Here is a 20,289-nt window from a genome sequence, read left to right as displayed (position 1 = left end):
CCACAATCGGGACGGCAGCCGGAGATCGATCCATCCCGGTTGCGCGATTTTCTCGAACGTCCAATCCCATCAATGCGATAGATAGCCCTTTTCCCCAGCCCGCCACGTTCCTGTTGCCCAACACATGCTTTTGACGCAACACGGCCTAGAATGGCGTTCTCCGCGAATCCAGATCGAAGCCCAAGATCAAAGCCGAAAATCGAGTTTCATGCCCGTCCGCCAATTACCCGAACAGGTCGTCAACCGCATCGCCGCCGGCGAAGTGGTCGAGCGTCCCGCGAGCGTGGTCAAGGAACTGGTCGAGAACGCCATCGACGCCGGCGCGAGCCGGATCGACGTCTTTACCGATGGCGGCGGACGCCGGCGGATCGGCATCACCGACGACGGCGGCGGCATGACCGCCAGGGACCTGTCGCTGGCGGTCGAGCGTCACGCCACCTCCAAGCTCGACGACGAGGACTTGCTGCAGATCCGCACGCTCGGATTCCGCGGCGAGGCGCTGCCCTCGATCGGCTCCGTGGCGCGGCTTGCCATCACCACGCGGCATGCCAGCGAGCCGCACGCCTGGGCGCTCAATGTCGAGGGCGGCGAGAAATCCGAGATCATGCCGGCCGCGCTCGCGCATGGCACGCGGGTCGAGGTCAACGACCTCTTCTACGCGACGCCGGCGCGGCTGAAGTTCTTGAAGACCGACCGGACCGAGGCGGAAGCGATCCGTGAGGTGGTGCGGCGCCTCGCGATGGCGCGGCCCGAAATCGCCTTCACACTGGCGGGCGAAGAGCGCGCCCCGGTGACCTGGGCTGCGGCGCTGCCCGGCGTCGCCGGTCGCCTGACGCGCCTCGGCGACATCCTGGGGGCGGAGTTCCGCAGCCATGCCATCGAGGTCCATGCCGAGCGCGAGGGCGTGGTCGTCGCCGGCTATGCCGCAGCGCCCGCGCTGACCAAGGCCAACGCCCTCGGGCAATATCTGTTCGTCAACGGCCGCCCGGTGCGCGACAAGCTGATCCTAGGGGCGGTACGCGGGGCCTATGCCGACTATCTGCCGCGCGACCGTCATCCGGTGCTGGCGCTGTTCGTCACGCTCGATCCGCGCGAGGTCGACGCCAACGTGCATCCGGCCAAGACCGAGGTGCGGTTTCGCAACGCCGGCCTCGTCCGCGCGCTGATCGTGCACGGATTGAAGGACGGGCTTGCACGGGAGGGCCGGCGTACGGCCGCCAACAGCGGCGAAAGCGCGCTGTCTTCGTTCCGCCCCGCATTCACGCCGCGCCCGGCAAGCTGGGACTGGCGCCAGTCGCCATCCGCCCCGGTCGCGCCGATGCCGTCATTCGACGGTGCGGCCGCGCCCGCCTTCGCCGAGCGCGCGCAGGCTGCGTTCGATGTCGGCGCGCCCAGTGCAGACGTGCGGATCGAGAGCCAGCCCGTCGGCGATCTCGTCGACCGCCCGCTCGGGGCGGCGCGCACCCAGATCCACGAGACCTATATCGTCTCGCAGACCCGCGACGGCCTGATCATCGTCGACCAGCACGCCGCGCATGAACGCATCGTCTATGAACGGCTGAAGGCCTCGCTGGCGGCCAACGGCGTGCAGCGGCAGATCCTGCTGATCCCCGAGATCGTCGAGATGGACGAGGCCACGGTGGAGCGCCTGCTCGAGCGCAGCGAGGAGCTGGCGTCGTTCGGCCTTGCGATCGAATCCTTCGGCCCCGGCGCGGTTGCGGTGCGCGAGACGCCGTCGCTGCTCGGCAAGACCAACGCCGGCGGCCTGTTGCGCGATCTTTCCGAGCACATGGCCGAGTGGGACGAGGCGCTGCCTCTGGAGCGCCGCCTGATGCACGTCGCCGCCACCATGGCCTGCCACGGCTCGGTGCGCGCCGGCCGCAGGCTGCGACCGGAGGAGATGAATGCCCTGCTCCGCGAGATGGAGGACACCCCGAACTCCGGCCAGTGCAATCACGGCCGGCCGACCTATGTCGAGCTGAAGCTGTCGGATGTCGAGAAGCTGTTCGGGCGACGGTAACGTTCGAAATTACGGCCGCTTCAAAAACACGAACTCCGTGTCGTCATAAGCGCGCCGCTCCAATTCCTCGAAGCCTTCCGGCGTGACGAACTGCGCAGCCTTCGCCTCTTCCACCACGAGCAGCGCGCCCGGCGTGAGCCAGCCCCCGTCGCGCAAGCTCGCAAGCGCCTTCTCCGCAAACCCTTTGCCATAGGGCGGATCGAGGAACACCAGCGAGAACGGCTCGACCGGATGCGCAGGCCCGAGATCGGTGGCATCACGGCGATAGACTTTTGTCACGCCACCCAGGCCCAGCGTCTCGACATTATTCCGCAGCAGGGCGCGCGCTTCCGCGCCGTTGTCGACGAACAGCGTGAACTTCGCGCCGCGTGAAGACGCTTCGATTCCCAGCGCACCGGTGCCGGCGAAGAGATCGAGCACGCGCGCATCCGCAATCGGATCGTCATAGGCGTGCACGAGGATGTTGAACACGGACTCACGCAGGCGGTCCGCCGTGGGGCGGATGTCGCGCGAGGACGGTGAGGCCAGATTGCGCCCCTTCAATCGACCGCCGACGACGCGCAACGTCAGTCCTCCTTCGGCGCCAGATCGCGCTTGCCGTGATAGCCGCGCTTGGGACGGCGCGGCGGGCCGTAGCCGCTCGCCTCAGCCTCGTTGCGCTCGCGCGCTTCCTCGCTGCCGGTGCGTTGCACCAGCACGCGGCGGCCCTTGCGGTCGTTGATCACGCCGCGCTTGGTCGCCGGCTTCTTCTCGCGCGGCACGTCGTCGCCCTCATGCGAGGCAGATTTCTGCGGCACGTCGAACTGCGCACCCGATTTCTCGATGATCTTTTCGCCGAGCTGGTCGCGCAGCACGCGGGACTTGATCTCGTCGACCTGGCCCTCGGGGACCTCGCCGAGCTGGAACGGGCCGTAGGAGACCCGGATCAGCCGGTTCACCTCGAGCCCGAGATGAGCGCAGACGTTGCGCACTTCGCGGTTCTTGCCCTCGCGGATCGCGAAAACCAGCCAGACATTCGCGCCCTGGTCACGCTCCAGCGTGGCGTCGATCGGACCGTATTTGATGCCCTCGATCTCGATGCCGTTCTTCAGCTCGTCGAGCTGCGCCTGCGTGACGTCGCCATGGGCGCGGACACGGTAGCGGCGCAGCCAGCCGGTGTCCGGCAGCTCGAGCGTGCGCGCGAGCCCGCCATCATTGGTGAGCAGCAGCAGGCCCTCGGTGTTGAAGTCGAGCCGGCCGACGCTGATCAGCCGCGGCAGACCTTCGGGCAGATTGTCGAACACGGTCGGACGGCCCTCGGGATCGTCATGCGTCGTCATGAGGCCGCGGGGCTTGTGATAGAGGAACAGCCGCGTGCGCTCGCGCTCCGGCAACGGCTTGCCGTCGACAGTGACGACATCGTTCGAGGTGATGTCGAGCGCCGGCGAATTGATGACACGGCCGTTGACGCTGACGCGGCCCTGCGTGACCATCTCCTCGGCATCGCGGCGCGAGGCGAGGCCCGCGCGCGACAGCACCTTGGCGATACGCTCGCCGGCCTTCTTCGGCTTGGTCTCTTCCTCGCGGCGCGGCCGCCGCTCGGAATCACGATCGCGCTCGCGATAGGCGCCGCGACCGCCGAAGGCCGGACGCTTCTCGAAGATCCTGCTCTCGTCCTCGTTTTCGCGGCGTGGACGATCGCCGGAACGCGCTTCGCTGCGGGGATGCTCGTGCCAGTCGGAACGGCCCTCGGAACGCTCGCGCGGACGATCGAATTTCGGGCGATCGCCGCCGCGATCGAACCTCGGACGATCATCGCGAGGACGATCGTCGCGCGAACGGGAAAAGCGCGGACGGTCTTCGCCACCGCCATGCCGATCGTCGCGCTTCTGCCAGGGCTTGTCCCCACCGCGGTCGCTGCCGCCAAAATCCTTGCGCGGACCCTTGCTGAAGTCCTTGCGCGGCGGCCGGTCGCCGCGAGGCGCCGCATCGCGCTTCTGCCAGGGTTTCGAATCGCTGCGCTCGCTGCGATTGCGGTCCGGTGCGCCGCGCGAAAACTTCCGCTCGCCGTCGAACTTGCGTTCCGGACGGTCGCCACGCGGCGCATAAGGTCGCTTGTCGCCAAACTTCGCGTCACCGGTTCGGCCGGCCGGACGGGAATCGTCGCGATCCCTGCGCGGCGGACGGTCATCACGCCCATAGGACGGGCGATCACCGCGCGGCTTGAACGGCCGCTTGTCGCCATCGCGCGAGGGGCGATCAGAAAATGGGCGGTCACCACGGGGCTTGAACGGGCGCTTCTCGCCGTCGCGCGACGGACGATCGGAAAACGGACGGTCTTCACGCGGCTTGAAGGGACGATCGCCGCGCGGCTTGAAGCTGCGCTCGCCACGATCCTCGCCGCGCGGCCGGTCTTCACGTGGCCGGTCTTGGCGATTGAATTTCGGGCGGTCGCTGAAGTCGCGGCGCGGGGCATCGCCCTCCTCGCGGCGGCGGAATGATGGACGGCTGTCGCGGTCGCCGCGGGGCGGGCGGGCGTCGCCTTTGTCCCCGGGAGGGCCGCGCTTGGCGAACTTCTTGTCGGGTCCGCGTGGCTTGCCGGAGCGGCCCTTGGCGGGGCCGCCCTTGGCCGGGCCGCGATCACGCCGGCCGCGGGAATCGTTGTCTTTGTCGCTGTCGCGAGGCATGAATAATCTCACTCAGGGGATGGCCAGAAAGCATTGTGCGCGCTCGTCTCGAGCCGCATGCTCAGGCAAATTCGGTCAAGCACTTCTGCTGAAGGCGCAGCTACTAGCAGGTTTCTCGCGATGATACGAGGCTTGAAAGCCCCCTCTTTCATGGATTTGGCGCTCAAAACGGCCGAAAACGCCGGAAAGGCGGGCGAAGTTCCGATCGGATGCGTCGTGGTCCGCAATTACGAGGTCATCGCCACCGCGGCGAACCGGACGCTGACCGACTACGACCCCACGGCCCATGCCGAGATCGTTGCGCTGCGCGAGGCGGCCAAAAAGATCGGCAGCGAGCGTCTGGTCGACTGCGACCTCTACGTGACGCTGGAGCCGTGCACCATGTGTGCGGGCGCGATCTCGTTTGCAAGGGTGAGGCGCCTGTATTACGGCGCCGCCGACCCCAAGGGCGGCGCGGTTGAATCAGGTGTGCGGTTCTTCACCTCGCCGACCTGCCATCACGTCCCGGATGTCTATTCCGGGGTCGGCGAAAGCGAGTCGGCGCGGATGCTGAAGGACTTCTTTCGCGAGCGGCGCTAAGGCGCGGCAAAGAACTCGCGCAGCGCCTTCGCGGTGACGCCGGGATTTTCCTCGGTGAGGAAGTGGCCGGAATCCACCGGCATGCCGTCCACGTTCGTCGCCCATTGCTTCCAGATGTCGAGCGGGGTGGCGGCGGCTTGCGCCACGCCGGCATTGCCCCACAGCGCCAGCATCGGAATGGTGATCTTCTTGCCGGCCTCGAAATCGGCCTTGTCGAGATCGTAGTCGAAATAGGCGCCGGCGCGATAATCCTCGCACATCGCGTGGACGCGGGCGGGATCGCGGAACGGGGCGATGTAGTGTTCGAGCGCACGCTTGTCGATCGCATCGAGCGTCTTCGATTTGGTCTGGCTCGCCATCTTGAAGCGCAGGAAGAACTCGCCATTGCTCGCGACCAGCGTCTCCGGCAGCGGATAGGGCTGCGCCAGAAAAGTCCAGTGATAGATCTTCAGCGCATAGGCGCGGTTCATCCGCTCCCAGTAATTGTAGGTCGGCAGGATATCGAGCACCGCAAGCTTCGACAGCCGGCCGGGATGATCGAGCGCCAGCCGATACGAGACGCGGCCGCCGCGATCATGGCCGGCGAGCGCGAAGTGCACGTGGCCGAGGCGCTCCATCGCCGCGACCATGGCCTTGGCCATCGCGCGCTTGCTGTAGGGCATGTGCAGCGCGTCGCTCTCGGGCATGTCGGACCAGCCATAGCCGGGCAGATCGGCGATGATCAGCGTGAACCGGTCGGCCAGCTGCGGCGCCACGCGGTGCCACATCACGTTGGTCTCGGAGAAGCCGTGCAGCAGCAACAGCGGCGGTCCCTTGCCGCCGACGCGGGCGAAGATGCGGCCGAAGGAGGTGTTGATCCATTCGGAGGCGAAGCCGGGATAGAGGTCGGCGAGATCGGACATCTTCTGCATCCTTATCTGTCAGCGTGGGATCTGCTCGGTCTTGAGAATGCCCCAAAACAAAAAAGTCGAAAAACAACCCCATGCACAGTAGCTAAGTCCAACAGCCGCCTACACAAATTCGGAGTGCCGACGGGCACGGCGGAAATTGCGCGCGCGTGCGAAAAAAGCGTGTCAGCCCTTGGACTTCTCGGCGTCCACGGCCTGCCAGCCGATGTCGCGGCGGCAGAAGCCTTCCGGCCAATTGATGCGGTCGACGGCCTGGTAGGCGCGCACCTGCGCTTCCGTCACGGTCTTGCCGAGCGCGCAGACATTGAGGACGCGGCCGCCATTGGCGAGGATGGCGCCGTCCTTCTCGACCGTGCCGGCGTGGAAGATCTCGGCGGTCTCGACCTTGGCGGCGTCATCGAGCCCCTCGATCCGCGTGCCTTTCTGGTAATCGCCGGGATATCCCTTTGCCGCCATCACCACCGTGAGCGCGGCCTCCGGATGCCAGCGCAGGTCAAAGTTCTTCAGCTGCCCGTCGCAGGCGGCGAGGAAGGCCGGCACGATGTCCGACATCATCCTGAGCATCAGCACCTGGCACTCGGGATCGCCGAAGCGGACGTTGAACTCGAACAGTTTTGGCCCTTGCGTCGTCAGCATGATCCCGGCGTAGAGAATGCCGCGAAACGGCGTGCCGCGCTGCTTCATGCCTGATACCGTCGGCAGAATGATCTTGGCCATGATCGCGTCATGGATCGCCGGCGTGACCAGCGGCGTCGGCGAATAGGCGCCCATGCCGCCGGTGTTCGGGCCGACGTCATGGTCGAACACGCGCTTGTGGTCCTGCGCGGAGGCCAGCGGAATGGCGGTCTCGCCGTCGCACAGCGCGAAGAAGCTGATCTCGCGGCCCGGCAAGAACTCCTCGATCACGACCTCGGCGCCGGCCTCGCCAAAGGTGCCGTCGAACATCATGGCGATGGCGTCCTCCGCCTCGCGCACCGACTTGGCGACGACGACGCCCTTGCCGGCGGCAAGACCGTCGGCCTTGACCACGATCGGCGCGCCCTGGCTCTGGACGTAGGCACGCGCATCGGCGGCGTTGGTGAATCGCTTGTAGGCGCCGGTCGGAATGCCGAACTCGGTGCACAGCGCCTTGGTGAAGCCCTTCGAGCTTTCGAGCTGGGCGGGGATCCTGTCCGGCCCGAACGCCTTGATGCCGGCGGCGGTGAGGTCATCGACGATACCGGCCGCCAGCGGCGTCTCCGGGCCGACCACCACGAGCTCGACCGCATTCGTCTTGCAGAAGTCGATCACGGCGGCATGGTCGGCGACATCGAGCGCCACGCATTCCGCCTCGCGCGCGATCCCGGCATTGCCCGGCGCGCACCAGAATTTGGTCACCAGGGGAGAGGCCGCGATCTTCCACGCCAGGGCATGTTCGCGACCGCCGGAACCAAGCAGGAGAATGTGCATCGAGGGCTCAGAAATGAGGGATTTGCTGGGGGCGGAGGTCGCACGAATCGGGGCCGGGCTCAAGGGGGCGGCGCCCGAACTCCCCGTCATTCCAGCGCTCGCCGCTGAGGCGCGAGCCCGAATTCATCGGGACCATACGCAGACGACCAGCGATGGGATTGACCGGCTCTCCTGCTCTCAAGCTCAACTTGCTTACCCAAATCCTTCAAGATGGCCATCTCGTAGATGACGCGTCCCTTGTCGAAATCGCCAGTGCCATTGTGGCGGCACGTTTGCCGGACAATAGTTGGGTACGTGGACACATCAAACAAACGCTAAGTGGTCTCGGTTCTTCGTCTATATGGAGCTTGTATGCCCAAATCTGGCTTGCTTCGAAGTACTCATCGAACGATGAACTCATGGCAATAATTGACACGAAGGCCTCCATGTGGGGAAGCAACGAGCATCTCACTCGATTAGTCGCAGGAATGTTTTCCAGATTTGTTGGCTCTCCGCTTCAATCAAAGTTTGAGGCAATACTTCGCAAGGCAGGGGGCTTTGCTACCTCAAGTGTAACGCAGCTTCACCGCGAGCTTGCTAATACCGTTGCTGGCTTCACAGCCATCAGAAAGTTCATCGTTGCTCACAACACTTCACTTCCAAATCGCATTTCGCACGCAAAGTTTTTGATGCTCCTCTCGCTCCTTCGGAACGCGGGCATTGCGCCGGTGGCAGTAACCCAGTTGAAAACCATCCACGCAGTCGCTCTAACGGACCCATTTTACGCTCACCTTGTACCGTAAGCAGCCCGTAGGATGGGTTGAGCCCTTGCGAAACCCATCGCACTTGTTTCGTGGTAACGTCCCGTCATGACCGCGTACCGCCGCAACTTTCTTCCGGGTGGGTGCTTCTTCTTCACGGTCAACCTGGCGGAGCGGAAGCTAGCGTTGCTGACGGATCATATCGGGTTGTTGCGCACGGCGTTTCGTGAAACGCACCGACGCCATCCATTCACGATCGATGCCATCGTGGTGCTGCCTGATCACCTTCACACGGTGTGGACGTTGCCAGAAGGTGGTGCCGATTTTGCAATGCGCTGGCAGTTGATCAAATCCACCTTTTCGCGCGGCTTGGCGCGCAACGAGAGGATATCCCCAAGCCGCGCGGCCAAAGGTGAACGGGGCATCTGGCAAGCAGATATTGGGAGCATACCATTCGCGACGAAGCTGATTTCGCGCGGCATGTAGACTATGTTCATATCAATCCGGTCAAGCACGGGCTCGTCGACAGAGTCCGTGACTGGGCGCCCTCCTCGTTTCATCGCCACATAAAGTTCGGCAATTACCCGGCCGATTGGGCCGGCGATCAGTCGGATGACGGCCGCGATTTCGGAGAACGGGGATAGAGAAGCGATGGGTTTCGCAAGGGCTCAACCCATCCTACGAGCTTTGTACCAGTAAAGCAGCGTTGGCCCCTTGATGCCTCGGACCCCGGAGAATCGTACTCGCTTTCGGCACCTGCACACGGCGCCCGGATCGGCATCCGACGCAAGGAAACGCGCGAAGCCGTCCTGCTATGGGAGCGCCAGAATCGCCCGCAATTTCTCGTTCAACTGATCGATAGAAAACGGCTTGCCTATCGCGGGCGAACTGTTGAACTCCTCCTCGAGCGGAGGTCCGCCGTAACCCGTGCTGAACAGGAAGGGAATCCTTCGCTCCCGCAAGATGCGAGCTACCGGAAAAACAAGTTCGCCAGCCAGGTTCACATCAAGGAGCGCCAAATCGAACGATGCCGTCGTCGCGAGTTCGCACGCCTTTTGTACGTGGGCTGCTGAGGCAACGACCTTCAAGCCCAGTTCCTCAAGCATATCTTCGAGCATGAGGGCCACAAGGCCCTCATCTTCGACCAGGAGAACCTTGGCGCCGGACAGCTCAACCATTGGACGCTGCAGGCATAATGGGAAACACCATGCGGCAGCGAGTGCCCTCCGGCTCGAATACCAGATCGAACTCACCTGCGAGATCATGCTCGACGCAACGTTCCATCAACCGCGTGCCGAAGCCGCGCCGCTTTGGAGGCGTAACAGGTGGTCCGCCACGTTCGTGCCATTCGCAATCCAGCACGGCTTGCGAGCGCTCGCCGGCGCTGATCCGCCAAGTGAGCGAAACTGATCCATTCGGCACTGAGAGTGCGCCGTACTTCGCCGCATTGGTCAGAAGCTCGTTGAGCACCATGGTGATGCTAAGTGCCATGCGGGCGTCTAGTTCAACGTGCGGCCCGCTAGTCAGCACCCGTCCGCCCGACATCGGAGCGACGATATCGTGGACGAGCTTTTCGAAAGGCGTATCCTGCCAGTTTCGCTTCGTCAGCAGGTCATGTCCGCGGGCGAGCGCAAGCAGCCGTCCCGTGAAGGTCGGCAGAAATTCCTGCAGATCGGCGGCGTGACGGGCGGTCTGGTTCGCCAGAGATTGCACCGTGGCCAGGGTGTTTTTCACACGGTGGTTTAGTTCGTCGATGAGAGCCTTTTGAGCGTTCTCGGCGTTCTTCCGCTCGCTAATCTCGACGAGCATGTTGATGGCGCCGACAAGATTGCCGTCCGCGTCGCGCAGCGGCGTTGGAAAAGGAATAAACGGCACGCGTCTGCCGTCTGGACGTTCGGCCACCGCTTCGGCACCGCGAACCGGCCGGTTTTCGCGCAGCGCAACAGCCATCGGGCATTCATTGTGCGGCAGCGGCGAGCCGTCGGGCCAATAGAGCTTCCAGGTCACACACCATTCGTCGCCTGGCTGCGGCGTTCTGCCCGCCATCTCGACGGCAGCCCGATTGAAGAAATTAATGCGCCCCTTGGCGTCCGTCGTGTAGATGGCTGCTGGCAACGCCTCGAGGAGATCGCGCATGCGCTGCTCGCCTTCACGCAAGCGATCCTCCAGTTGCTTGGTGGTGGTGACATCCTGAGCGACCCGCACGCCATAAAGGAAGCAGCCTTCCGAATCCCGCACCGACGAACTGAAGATATCCAGATGGCGAACGGACCCGTCAGGCCGTAGTACACGCTTGCGAACCGTGTAGTTCTCGATGTCGCCGCGGACTTGCCGCGCGTACAATTCGGCATCTTCGGTCTGATCGTTGGAATCGGTGTAGTCGAGGAAGGTCATCCCCAACAGTTCGTCGCGTTTGCGCGCGGTGATGCGGCAGAGGGAATCATTCACCCGCAAGAAGCGACCGTTCTCGTCGGTCTCCGAAATGCCGACGCTGGCGGCCTCATAAGTCGCCGCAAGCCGCGCCTCACTTGCTTGCCGTGCCTCTTCGGCAGCATGCAGTTCGGTGACGTCGGTCGTGAAGCAGCGCGTGTTGACAAACTTGCCGTCCACAATGCGGCTGTTCGAGGTAATCAGGACATGCTTGATCGTGCCGTCGCGGGCGCGCAGCCGGGCAGGGTAGCGCTGCAGCGGCTCACCGCACGAAAGACGCTGGAGAATATCGCCAATCACGGGAGCGTCGGCGTGGAACTCGGCGACATGACGCCCGATATACTCCTCGGGCCGGTACCCAAGCAGATCCAATTCGGCCTTATTGGCGCGAATGATAATTCCCTCGCCACTGACGATGTGAAGGCCCACCGCGCCGTTGTCGAAAAAGTCCTGCAGATCCTGCGTCGTGCGGCGGACTTCCTCCTCGACCTGCTTGCGTCCGGTGATGTCCTGGAAGCAATTGATGGCGCCCTGGATGCGACCAGAAAAGTCGCGCAACGCCCGGATGTTGACCATGGCCGTGAAGCGAGAGCCATCCGGCCGCGCCATTATCACTTCGGCATTGCGCGTCGGCGTTCCCGCGCGAACGGCGGTGGCCATGGGGCAGTCGGCATGCGCGAGGGGAGTTCCATCCAGCAGGTAGAGCTGGTGTGAACCGCAGAAGCGCTCCCTCCCAACATCAGGTGTGCGCCCCCACAGCACCACAGCCTCCGCGTTATAGGCGACCAGCAGCCCCTCCGCGTCACAGAGATAGACTGCGCCCGGAATGGCATCGAGCGCGGCAGCGCCGGCCGCAACCAGGGCCTCGAACTCCGTGGGGCGGTGCCGGGCGGAGAGTGGGAATTCTTCTACGTTCGACATGCGGGTGCCCGGCTCTCGGGGGCGAGAGGAACGACGACCCGATACGAGCGTCGTTCGTGCAATAAACATGGGCGGACGCCCCTCCGGCCCGCCGAACTGCTCTTAACGCATCACGGGCCCCTTGGTTCCCCCCGTAGGTACGGGTTCGCGAGGGTCCGCTAATGTGAAGGGTTTCGGATGCCGGCCCCATGACGGTGTTGCCGCGCACACGGGGGCCGGCGTCCGAAAGCCTCCAAAGGAGGAAACCGCGCTGGGGGGACGTAGGACGATGCCGCGTGATCGAGCTAGTCGCGTCAAACAACCTTCAGACGATCAGGACGATCGCCTATGGGGATTTAATGTTTGGCGGCACCTATACTTTCAATGGCTTGGCTATAGCAAAAATACCACACCACACAATCTAAACGTGAGCTCCTCGATATTTGAAGGCCATGAGGCAAACTGATCTCTGGCGGCTGGAAAGCCCCCGGAGCTATCAGAGCCGAAACTGTTTCGAGCTGCTCGTCAAGAGCATCACCGCATTTGTAAGTCTGCTTACGTCGAGATGCCTGGACGGGGTCCAACTAGCGCGACGTTGAACACAATCGCGATCGAGGATTCGAGTTGGCTCTTGTGCAATGGTTGGTGCTCCGCCACGAACTTCCAGATCAGCACGTCCTCGATCATCGGATCGTCGCCAGCTACGCACCAATTGCCCCGCTCGTCACGATGAGCTGTCGCCTATTGCTTTGCCGTGTCGCCAGCCGCGGCGTTCTACCGCGCGAGCGGTTTAGTCCTGTGGCGGTTATCGGCGTCAGGACAAGCTGATGAGCATGTCCGCTAAGGGCCGCCTGACCGGGGACATTGCATGGCCGCGACCGCCACTGAGCGGCCTTACTGTCTTGTGTGGTGCTTGAGAACAGTGACGCGCCGATCTCTGTGCCACACTTCTAAATCGTGGCCGTCGAGCAGCTGTCTCGCTTTGGCTGTGGCCTCCTCGTCGTCGGCGCAATCCATCTCATGAACGCCGCTGATCCGCCCGTCCTCGCCCATGATATAAGCGCGGTAGTCCATCGCACGCGTTTCCCCGTTGGGAACGTTTTACCTCCCAGTTACGGGGCGCGGCTTTAACATAGATTAATCGATGTCGTGGGTGCCTCAATCGTCGCAATGAGCTCCTGGCACTTGAAGATGCGGACGGTTTTGAAGAAGCGTGTATCGAGATAGCTTTGGACCCGCAGCAATCGGGCATCGCAATGCCGGCAATCCCCAAATTGATATGGACTATCGTTGTACGGGCGAGCCTCGCAGGTCAGCTTCGGGTCACAAGCCATCGATCATGCCCGAGGTGGGAGACTTCCGCTTTGCGTTGGTAAGCCGACATTTATGAGTACGTCCTACCCCTGCTTCCCCGCAATAATCTCCTGCAACGTCGCGACATGCCGCGCAAACGCGGCGCGGCCGGCGGCTGTGGCAGTCACCGTGGTCTGCGGCTTCTTGCCGACGAACGCCTTCTCCACCGACACGTAGCCTGCTTTCGCCAGCGTCTCGATATGCGCGCCGAGATTGCCGTCGGTGGCGCCGGTGAGCTTTTTCAGCCGGGAAAATTCCAATCCTGCGGTGGCCGGCAGCGCGTTCAGTGCCGCCATGATCTTGAGCCGCAACGGCTGGTGGATGATGTCGTCGAGCTCGGCCATCAGATCCGCCGCATCCAGAGGCCGCCGAGGATCAGGCCTCCGCCATTGACGAAGGCCATCCAGAGCGGGAACGCCTCGCCGATGTAGAAATAGCCGATCAGCGTCAGCGCGGAGATACCGAGACCGATCGCCATGAAGGCATAGCCGAACCAGAGACCCGCCAGCGAATAGAACAGCATGAAGTAGAGCGGCCAGAACGTGCCGAGCTGGCGCGGACCGAAATGACCGATCACGCTGGTGCAGAGATAACCGAAGGCGAAGAAGAGCGCGAACACCAGAAGCAGTCTGATGTTGAAGGCGACGCCATGGGAATAATGTGGCGGATTGAGAATGCGCAGCGCCACCAGACCGCCGGCGCCCAAAACGTCCACGGCAACCCAGGCGTAGCCCGCATAGACCGGCCAAAGCCAGGTCACGAGATTGCCCGCGAACACCAATGCGCCCCACCAGACGGCAGCAAAGCTCGCCAGCTCGTAGAGCTGCGATTGCTTCACGCGCTGGACGATGTCGTCGATATCGGCCAGCGCCGCCGAGGCTTCCTTGCTGTCGATCATGACTGCCCTGTCCCGCGCGTCGCCACATCGTCGGCGATGACCGAGATCGCCTTCGGGTTGGTGACGATGCCCATATGGTTGATGCCGTCGATGATCTTGACGTCGACCGACGGCTTCACCGCCTGCACGGTCTCCGCGTACTTGTCCGAGATCATCATCTCGTCCTCGGCGCCGCCGAAGATCGTGATCGGGCGGGTCGTCGCCGGAAAATCGGTGCGATAGCCGCGCGTTGCGAAATTGCGCGTCAGGCGGTCCGAATAGGTCGAGACGAGATATTTTGCCGAACTCGCCGGCACGGCGAGAGCGAGCACCGGAAGCTGCGAACAGCAGTCGATGCCGATCTTGCGCAGCGTGGCCAGCGCGAAGAAGCGCGGCAGGTCGACATTGGCCCAGCCGCCGGCATGCGGCTTGTTGGTCGGCGCGTCATAGCCGAGATAGGGTGCGAGCAGCACGGTGCGCACGAACATGTCCTGCATGATCGGCGTCGCGGCGACGCGCAGCGAGAAGCCGGCGCCGGCGGAATGGCCGATCAAGGTGAGCGGCAGCTCCGGCGCGGTCTTGCGGATTTGAGCGACGAAGTCGACGAGGTCGTCCTCGAGCTGGCCGACATAGCCGATGTCGCCGCGCGTGCCGGAGCCGCCATGGCCGCGGATGTCGAGCGCCCAGGTCTCCACCCCGCGCGCGGCGATGGCATGGGTCAGGGCATGATTGACGGTGCCGCTGGAGCCGGACGAGCCGTGGATAAAGATCGCGCCGCGGCCCGTTGCAAGACCATTGGCAGCGTAGTGGCGGAAGCCGATCCAGGTGCCGTCGCGGGCCTGGAAACGCTCGAGCGGAGGCAGTGTGGACCAATCGATGCCCTTGGCGGAGTCGGAGACCGATCGCATCTCCGGCGGCCGCTCCAGCGGCGTTGCGATCATCACGGCCAGGATCAGCGCCACACCGCCGACCGCACACAGAGCCCATTTCAGTCCGTTCAAAACGCCGCGCAGCACTCGAATTGCCATGATCCACTCCCCTTAAACCGATCAACTATAGAGGACTCTATACTGCAGAGTACTCTTTTGGTCAATACGCGGATTGGCGCGGCGCTGCAAAAATCCTTAACGTCGGGTCTGATCCCCACATGCCGAATCGTTTGCCGATGCCGTCAGCGGAACCCCTGCTCAACACTCCCGAATTCACCGTCTCGGAGCTCTCCCAGTCCCTGAAACGGACGGTCGAGGACACCTATGGCCATGTCCGGGTCCGCGGCGAGATCTCCGGCTTCCGCGGCGCGCATTCGTCGGGCCATTGCTATTTCGCGCTCAAGGACGAGAGCGCCAAGATCGAGGCGGTGATCTGGAAGGGCGTGCACGGCCGCATGCGCTTCAAGCCCCAGGAGGGGCTCGAGGTCATCGCCACCGGCAAGCTCACGACCTATCCGGGGTCCTCGAAATACCAGATCGTGATCGAGGCGCTGGAGCCGGCCGGCATCGGCGCGCTGATGGCGCTGATGGAGGAGCGCAAGAGGAAGCTCGCCGCCGAAGGCCTGTTCGACGAGGCGCGCAAGCAGCTTTTGCCGTGGCTGCCGGAGGTGATCGGCGTGGTGACCTCGCCGACCGGCGCCGTGATCCGCGACATCCTGCATCGCCTGGAGGACCGCTTTCCTCGCCACGTGCTGGTATGGCCGGTCAAGGTGCAGGGCGAAGGCTCGGCCGAGCAGGTCGCGGCCGCGATCCGCGGCTTCAATGCGCTGCCGGAGGGCGGCAAGATTCCGCGCCCCGACGTGCTGATCGTCGCGCGCGGCGGCGGCTCGCTGGAGGACCTGTGGTCGTTCAACGAGGAGATCGTGGTCCGCGCCGCGGCCGAGAGCATGATCCCGCTGATCTCGGCGGTGGGGCATGAGACCGACATCACGCTGATCGATTTCGTCGCCGACAAGCGCGCACCGACGCCGACGGCGGCGGCCGAGATGGCGGTGCCGGTGCGCAGCGATCTCTTCGTCGAGGTCGGCGATCTCGGGCGACGCACCCGGTCCTGCTGGCAACGCGGCCATGAGAGCCGCCGCAGCGAGCTGCGTGCCGCCGCGCGCGCGCTGCCGGCCGCTGGCGATCTGCTGGCGATCCCGCGGCAGCGGCTGGATTCGGCGGGCGCGTCCCTGCCCCGCTGCCTCAAGGCCAACACGCATGCACATTTCCGCAGGTTCACCGCCGCAGGCGCCAAGCTGACATTGCGGGTGCTGCACGGCCAGATCGCGCAGGCTGATCATCGCCTCACCGTGTGCGGCGAGCGGCTCGGCCTATCCGCACGCTCGCTGCTGCGGCGGCGGCGCGACCACTTTGCCGGGCTCGAGGTGCGCTTGCGCGCCTCGAAACTCTCCAATGCGCAGGCGCAGCGCAACGCGATTCACCGCCAGCGCGAGCGCACGCATCGCCTGGCCGAGCGCGCAGGCCGTGCGCTGGTGACGCTGCTCCAGCGGCTCGATGCCCGCGTCGAGAACAGCGGCAAGCTGCTCTCCGCCTTGTCCTATCGCGGCGTGCTCGCGCGCGGCTTTGCCCTGGTGCGGGACGAGGCCGGCCATCCGCTGCATTCGGCGAATGAGATCGGTCCCGGCGCACGGGTCGAGATCGAGTTTGCGGATGGCCGTGTCGGTGCGACCGCGGATGCGGATCGGCCCGCGGCTGCAGCGAAGCGCGCGCCGGCGCAAGCGAAGCCAGCCGCGCAGGACGCCAAGCCTGCGCCGAAGCGCGTGGGCAAGCCGGTGGATCAGGGGAATTTGTTTTAGGCGGAGGGCGGCGTTCCACCCTCGGTGTCATTCCCCGCCTTGTGCGCAATTGCGCACAGGAGCGGGGAATCCAGTACGCCGCGGCGTCTCGATCCATCACAGCCGCCTCGGCCTACTGGATCGCCCGGTCAAGCCGGGCGATGACAGCGAGTGTGTGGGACGCGTGTCACGAACTCGCTGTCGTAGCCCACATGAGCGTAGCGACATGCGGGACCGGCGGCCCCGGATATCGCTACGCTCATCCGGGCTACAAGACTGCGCGTCTCAGCGGCAGGACAAGCCCGCGTCGATCGTGGTCCAGAAGCCGCAATGTTCCGGCGCACGCATTGGCGCGCCGGCATGGGCTTCAAACAGGAAGACCGCGACGGTGAAGACGATCAGGGCGGAGGAGAACAGGACGAAGCGGTTGCGCATGGGATTGCGTTTAATCGACATCGTGGTCGAATGATGGCGTCGTTACGAAATGAAACCATCACGGCGCGCGATCCGGAGAGTCACGGTCGGCCATGATCCGTGCAGGGCGGTGGTCGATGTGGGGCTGTCCGCTGTTGTTCCCTTGGGCGGCCCCGCTCGCCACATGTAGCCCGCATGAGCGCAGCGACATGCGGGACAGGCCTACCCGGATATCGCTACGCTCATCCGGGCTACGGCACTGCCATCATCGCGCCAGCCACTCCACGACTTCCTTCTGCGACTCCGCGCGCGCTGCCGCATCGGTGCCGAGATGGCCGTGCTCGGGCGCGGCGGCGTCGGTGCTGCCGCTCGCTGCATGCAGCGGGGTGTTGGCGCGGTCGAAATCGTGATAGGCGCCGGGATAGACCACGATGCGCGCGAGCGCGCTGCGGCCATGCGCACCATCGACCATCTGGCGGCAGGCCGGCGGCGACGAGACGTCGTCATTGCCACCGATCAGCACCAGCGTCGGCACCCGTGTGCTCCACCCGAGGCCGGCGGAAATCCTGCAGTCCGGATAGAACGCGATCGCGGCGCGGAAATCCGGGCCCGTCTCGCGCGCAAGGTTTTGCGGACGCACGGCCCAGAGCAGCGCGCTGGCGCCGTTGGCCCAGCCCATCAGGCTGACACGGTCGCGCGCAACCCAACTCTGTTTCATCAACCAGGCGCGCGACGCCGCGATATCGGTGACGCGTTCGCGCCGCGCCTTGACGTGGATCTCCTTGACGCGGCATTGCGGCCCGAGCTCGCGCGAGCCGTAGCTGTCAGGGAGCAGCACGGCGTTGCCGGATTTGAGCAGCCGCTCGGCCCAGTCGCGGTAGCGCGGCAGGACGGAATCGGAATGGCCACCGAGGCCGCCGCAGCCGTGGAGCGCGATCACGGTCGGAAACGGCCCGGTGCCCTCGGGCTTGTAGAGCTGCGCATGCAGCACGCCGGACGCCAGCGGAATCTCGACCGGCTGCGGCGCCGGCGAGCCGTGCGCGGCCGAGATCAGGAAGGTCAGGAACAGGGCGGTGAACGGAAGGCGCATCGAACTTTGCCGTTGGATCCTTCGCTCAAGCACTATCACGCGGAAACGGCGCCAAAACATCACAAACCGGTGGGTTTACCGGGCGGACAAGCCACCCTATCTATGCTACATCCCGTCCAACACATCGTGCCCTCCCAGGTGATCCCGGAGCGGCCTTCCACGGAGACTTTCGACCGTGCTGAACAAGTTCGGCCCCTCGGGCCATGGCGAAGCGCAGGTGCAATATCTCGACGGCGATTTCCGCGTGATCTCGCCGGGGACCTTCGTGCGTTGCGCGATCACCGATACGCGCATCCCGCTCGACGAGTTGAAATACTGGAGCGTGGACCTGCAGGAAGCCTACGCCACGCCCGCCGCCGTGCTCGAGCGGCATTACCCGGGCGCGCCCAAGCCGCAGGCGTGAGGCCGCAGCCGCGCGTCTATCGCTGCTCCGCGCCATCCGCGCCCACGCAGGTCTTGATGAAACTCTTCCTGGTCTCGCCGACGATCTTCTGATCGATCGCCTGCTTCAGGCAATCGAGCCGCGCCTGCGCCATGCAGAGCTGCATCTGGTCGCGCTTGTCCTGTCCCTTCAGGCTCGCCGTCGCGGAAAGACACGTCGCGCGCTTGGTCGCGGGGACCGGCACTGTGGCGGTGGACGCCGCCGGCGGTGCCGTCTGTGCAAACACCGGCGCCACGATCAGACCCACAAGACTGGCGGCAACGGCGGCGGACGGCAACTTCATCGCATTCTCCTGAGCGTCTGAAAACGATAGGAGCTTGCGATGAATGGCGCCTGAATGGCAGGCTGCTGTCGATGGGCAAAGCGCAGCTGCCCTGCCGGCATAGCACGAGCGGTGCAGCTTTTTCACGAGGCATGTTCGGACGCATCGGAAATGCTGCTCTCACAGCCGAGATGATTTCCGTTATGCCAATCCGCGTTGCATCGAAGAGTGCTTGCACTCCATGGTTAGTTATTTCGCGTTGTGGTTGGATTCTTTGTTGCGATTGGCGCTCTTAGGTTGTTTGACGAAGTCTTGGTGAAACAAAGCGCCGCTATGCTTCATCTTAGGTAACTGGCCCTGCTCTTTTTATCGCACAGACAATCAAGTCAGCCAAGCGGCCACTGAGCTCTGGAATTGGCGCAGTCTGTGAACGGGCTCATATCGAAGAGCCATCTGTCGGGCTACGATCACCTCGAAAATTTGCGGTGGAATATCTGTAATCGAAAATCAACGATGGGGGTGATCATGCCCACCATATTAGACCTGCTCTATCGTGAATATTGCCGCGCCCGCCTCGCTGAAATGCGGAAACAGCTTCTGATCGCAGCTGAACGCTTTGAAGCTCTCGACGCGCATCATCATCCGGATCAGGGTGACGATGAGAGGACGGACGCACAACGCAAGACCGGTCGCCGCGCGCCGAATTGAAGCGGCCCGAGACCGGCGATCTCTCCCCGTACCAGTGACCAAGCAGTTGGCAACAGTTTGGGAGGCAGCAATGAATACACCCGAGTACTATACCGCCATGGTGGCCTGCGTCTCATGCCTGACCATTATCGGATTGATGGCCGTTGGGGCGTGGTGAGCATGATTGACTGCTGAACGCCGCGGACGCAGCACGCACCGGACAGCATGGTTCGTCAACGCAGGCTGGAAGGCCTTCGCCTTGCCTCGGTTGCAGACGTGATTCTTGCTGTGAGGTGAGCGTTGCCGCCGCTTCCTTCGACTGCGGCGGCTTCGCTTTAGATCCGGATGTCAGCTTCCGGGCGGAGTATACGAAGAACGCAGCTTCGCCGCGTTCTGGCGAACCTGCTTGATCTCGTCCTGCGTGAACAGCCGCGTCAGTTTCACGTTCTGCAGGGTGCCCGCCGTGACGGTCAGGCCGGAGATGGCCGGAGCCGCACCCGGATCAGGCACATCGAAAATCACCAACACGCCTGGGCCGTCGGCCGCAACGCTGAACATCGAAATCAGCTTTCCGCCGGCCGCTTCGATGAGTTTTCTTGCCGCCTCCTGACGATCGGTCTTGGGGTTCTCCAAAATGGCATTGAGAGCGCGGGGTGTGTATTGTCCGGTGAGGCAAAAATGCATGGCATGTTCTCCTCTGGGTTT

Annotated in this window: 21 protein-coding genes and 1 pseudogene; 7 read left to right on the top strand and 15 right to left on the bottom strand. The window is 64.0% G+C overall.

From position 1 onward, the window contains the following. Positions 1-208: 208 nt before the first annotated feature. On the top strand, positions 209-2,020 hold the full coding sequence (gene mutL / locus RX329_RS05905; RefSeq protein ID WP_085358063.1) for a DNA mismatch repair endonuclease MutL: 1,812 nt from the start codon (positions 209-211) through the stop codon (positions 2,018-2,020). Positions 2,021-2,029: 9 nt separating this feature from the next. Here the strand turns inward: mutL and rsmD are convergent, their stop codons facing one another. After that, complete coding sequence (rsmD, locus tag RX329_RS05900) at positions 2,030-2,584, bottom strand: 16S rRNA (guanine(966)-N(2))-methyltransferase RsmD (protein WP_018453470.1); 555 nt, start codon at positions 2,582-2,584, stop codon at positions 2,030-2,032. A 2-nt stretch (positions 2,585-2,586) separates the two neighbouring features. After that, positions 2,587-4,686, bottom strand: coding sequence for a pseudouridine synthase (locus RX329_RS05895; RefSeq protein ID WP_085383814.1), 2,100 nt, complete (start codon positions 4,684-4,686; stop codon positions 2,587-2,589). Between the two features lie 120 nt (positions 4,687-4,806). Between RX329_RS05895 and RX329_RS05890 the strand changes: the two genes are divergently transcribed. Then, on the top strand, positions 4,807-5,265 hold the full coding sequence (locus RX329_RS05890; RefSeq protein WP_039798664.1) for a nucleoside deaminase: 459 nt from the start codon (positions 4,807-4,809) through the stop codon (positions 5,263-5,265). Here RX329_RS05890 and RX329_RS05885 read toward each other — a convergent pair. Together RX329_RS05885 and purD are read right to left on the bottom strand one after the other, a co-directional pair. Next, a complete protein-coding gene (locus tag RX329_RS05885; RefSeq protein ID WP_085358106.1) occupies positions 5,262-6,167 on the bottom strand; it encodes an alpha/beta fold hydrolase in 906 nt (301 codons plus the stop codon). The two genes, RX329_RS05890 and RX329_RS05885, sit on opposite strands and share 4 nt — an antisense overlap. Before the next feature lie 171 nt (positions 6,168-6,338). After that, a complete protein-coding gene (gene purD, locus RX329_RS05880) occupies positions 6,339-7,622 on the bottom strand; it encodes a phosphoribosylamine--glycine ligase (protein WP_018453466.1) in 1,284 nt (427 codons plus the stop codon). Between the two features lie 152 nt (positions 7,623-7,774). Here purD and RX329_RS05875 point away from each other — a divergent pair, with 152 nt between their 5' ends. Both RX329_RS05875 and RX329_RS05870 read left to right on the top strand, forming a co-directional pair. Next, positions 7,775-8,404 (top strand): hypothetical protein, encoded by a 630-nt coding sequence (locus RX329_RS05875; protein ID WP_018453465.1) that lies wholly within the window; start codon positions 7,775-7,777, stop codon positions 8,402-8,404. A gap of 66 nt (positions 8,405-8,470) precedes the next feature. Beyond that, positions 8,471-9,006, top strand: a pseudogene (locus RX329_RS05870) (REP-associated tyrosine transposase). A gap of 168 nt (positions 9,007-9,174) precedes the next feature. Here the strand turns inward: RX329_RS05870 and RX329_RS05865 are convergent. The 7 genes from RX329_RS05865 to RX329_RS05835 form a co-directional block, all read right to left on the bottom strand. Next, positions 9,175-9,540 (bottom strand): response regulator, encoded by a 366-nt coding sequence (locus RX329_RS05865; RefSeq protein ID WP_018453464.1) that lies wholly within the window; start codon positions 9,538-9,540, stop codon positions 9,175-9,177. Beyond that, entirely contained in the window at positions 9,533-11,713 is a 2,181-nt protein-coding gene (locus RX329_RS05860; protein ID WP_317245540.1) for a PAS domain S-box protein, read from the bottom strand. Before RX329_RS05860 ends, RX329_RS05865 begins: the two co-directional genes overlap by 8 nt. 534 nt (positions 11,714-12,247) lie before the next feature. Continuing rightward, entirely contained in the window at positions 12,248-12,379 is a 132-nt protein-coding gene (locus tag RX329_RS05855) for a hypothetical protein (RefSeq protein ID WP_274535499.1), read from the bottom strand. 207 nt (positions 12,380-12,586) lie between these two features. Further along, a complete protein-coding gene (locus tag RX329_RS05850; RefSeq protein ID WP_085357155.1) occupies positions 12,587-12,766 on the bottom strand; it encodes a hypothetical protein in 180 nt (59 codons plus the stop codon). Positions 12,767-13,089: 323 nt separating this feature from the next. Then, positions 13,090-13,389 (bottom strand): transcriptional regulator, encoded by a 300-nt coding sequence (locus RX329_RS05845; RefSeq protein WP_085361284.1) that lies wholly within the window; start codon positions 13,387-13,389, stop codon positions 13,090-13,092. Then, positions 13,389-13,943, bottom strand: coding sequence for a hypothetical protein (locus RX329_RS05840; RefSeq protein ID WP_085361283.1), 555 nt, complete (start codon positions 13,941-13,943; stop codon positions 13,389-13,391). Before RX329_RS05840 ends, RX329_RS05845 begins: the two co-directional genes overlap by 1 nt. After that, positions 13,940-14,950, bottom strand: a complete 1,011-nt coding sequence (locus tag RX329_RS05835; RefSeq protein WP_085385429.1) for an alpha/beta hydrolase — start codon at positions 14,948-14,950, stop codon at positions 13,940-13,942. The genes RX329_RS05840 and RX329_RS05835 overlap by 4 nt, the downstream gene beginning before the upstream one ends. Positions 14,951-15,069: 119 nt before the next feature. Here RX329_RS05835 and xseA point away from each other — a divergent pair, with 119 nt between their 5' ends. Further along, positions 15,070-16,710 carry an exodeoxyribonuclease VII large subunit gene (gene xseA / locus RX329_RS05830; protein WP_085361282.1) on the top strand — a complete coding sequence of 547 codons (1,641 nt, stop codon included), beginning with the start codon at positions 15,070-15,072 and terminating at the stop codon, positions 16,708-16,710. Positions 16,711-16,974: 264 nt separating this feature from the next. Here the strand turns inward: xseA and RX329_RS05825 are convergent, their stop codons facing one another. Continuing rightward, complete coding sequence (locus RX329_RS05825; RefSeq protein ID WP_143273908.1) at positions 16,975-17,124, bottom strand: hypothetical protein; 150 nt, start codon at positions 17,122-17,124, stop codon at positions 16,975-16,977. A 244-nt stretch (positions 17,125-17,368) separates the two neighbouring features. Then, entirely contained in the window at positions 17,369-18,193 is an 825-nt protein-coding gene (locus RX329_RS05820; protein WP_085385430.1) for a dienelactone hydrolase family protein, read from the bottom strand. 175 nt (positions 18,194-18,368) lie between these two features. On the opposite strand from RX329_RS05820, the gene RX329_RS05815 reads away from it, so the two are divergent. Beyond that, positions 18,369-18,596 (top strand): DUF2093 domain-containing protein, encoded by a 228-nt coding sequence (locus RX329_RS05815; RefSeq protein WP_007596922.1) that lies wholly within the window; start codon positions 18,369-18,371, stop codon positions 18,594-18,596. A 16-nt stretch (positions 18,597-18,612) separates the two neighbouring features. On the opposite strand, the gene RX329_RS05810 is transcribed toward RX329_RS05815, so the two are convergent. Beyond that, positions 18,613-18,918: a hypothetical protein gene (locus RX329_RS05810; protein WP_085361280.1), complete on the bottom strand. Its 306-nt coding sequence runs from the start codon at positions 18,916-18,918 to the stop codon at positions 18,613-18,615. Between the two features lie 492 nt (positions 18,919-19,410). On the opposite strand from RX329_RS05810, the gene RX329_RS05805 reads away from it, so the two are divergent. Beyond that, the gene (locus tag RX329_RS05805; protein WP_083926320.1) at positions 19,411-19,605 is read left to right on the top strand and encodes a hypothetical protein; all 195 of its coding nucleotides are present in this window, start codon (positions 19,411-19,413) and stop codon (positions 19,603-19,605) included. A gap of 327 nt (positions 19,606-19,932) precedes the next feature. On the opposite strand, the gene RX329_RS05800 is transcribed toward RX329_RS05805, so the two are convergent. Beyond that, the gene (locus RX329_RS05800; protein ID WP_007596925.1) at positions 19,933-20,268 is read right to left on the bottom strand and encodes a GYD domain-containing protein; all 336 of its coding nucleotides are present in this window, start codon (positions 20,266-20,268) and stop codon (positions 19,933-19,935) included. Between the last annotated feature and the right edge of the window lie 21 nt (positions 20,269-20,289).

The sequence above is a fragment of the Bradyrhizobium sp. BWC-3-1 genome (assembly GCF_032917965.1).
Classification (GTDB): domain Bacteria; phylum Pseudomonadota; class Alphaproteobacteria; order Rhizobiales; family Xanthobacteraceae; genus Bradyrhizobium; species Bradyrhizobium canariense_D.
This window is presented reverse-complemented; position numbering and strand designations above follow the sequence as displayed.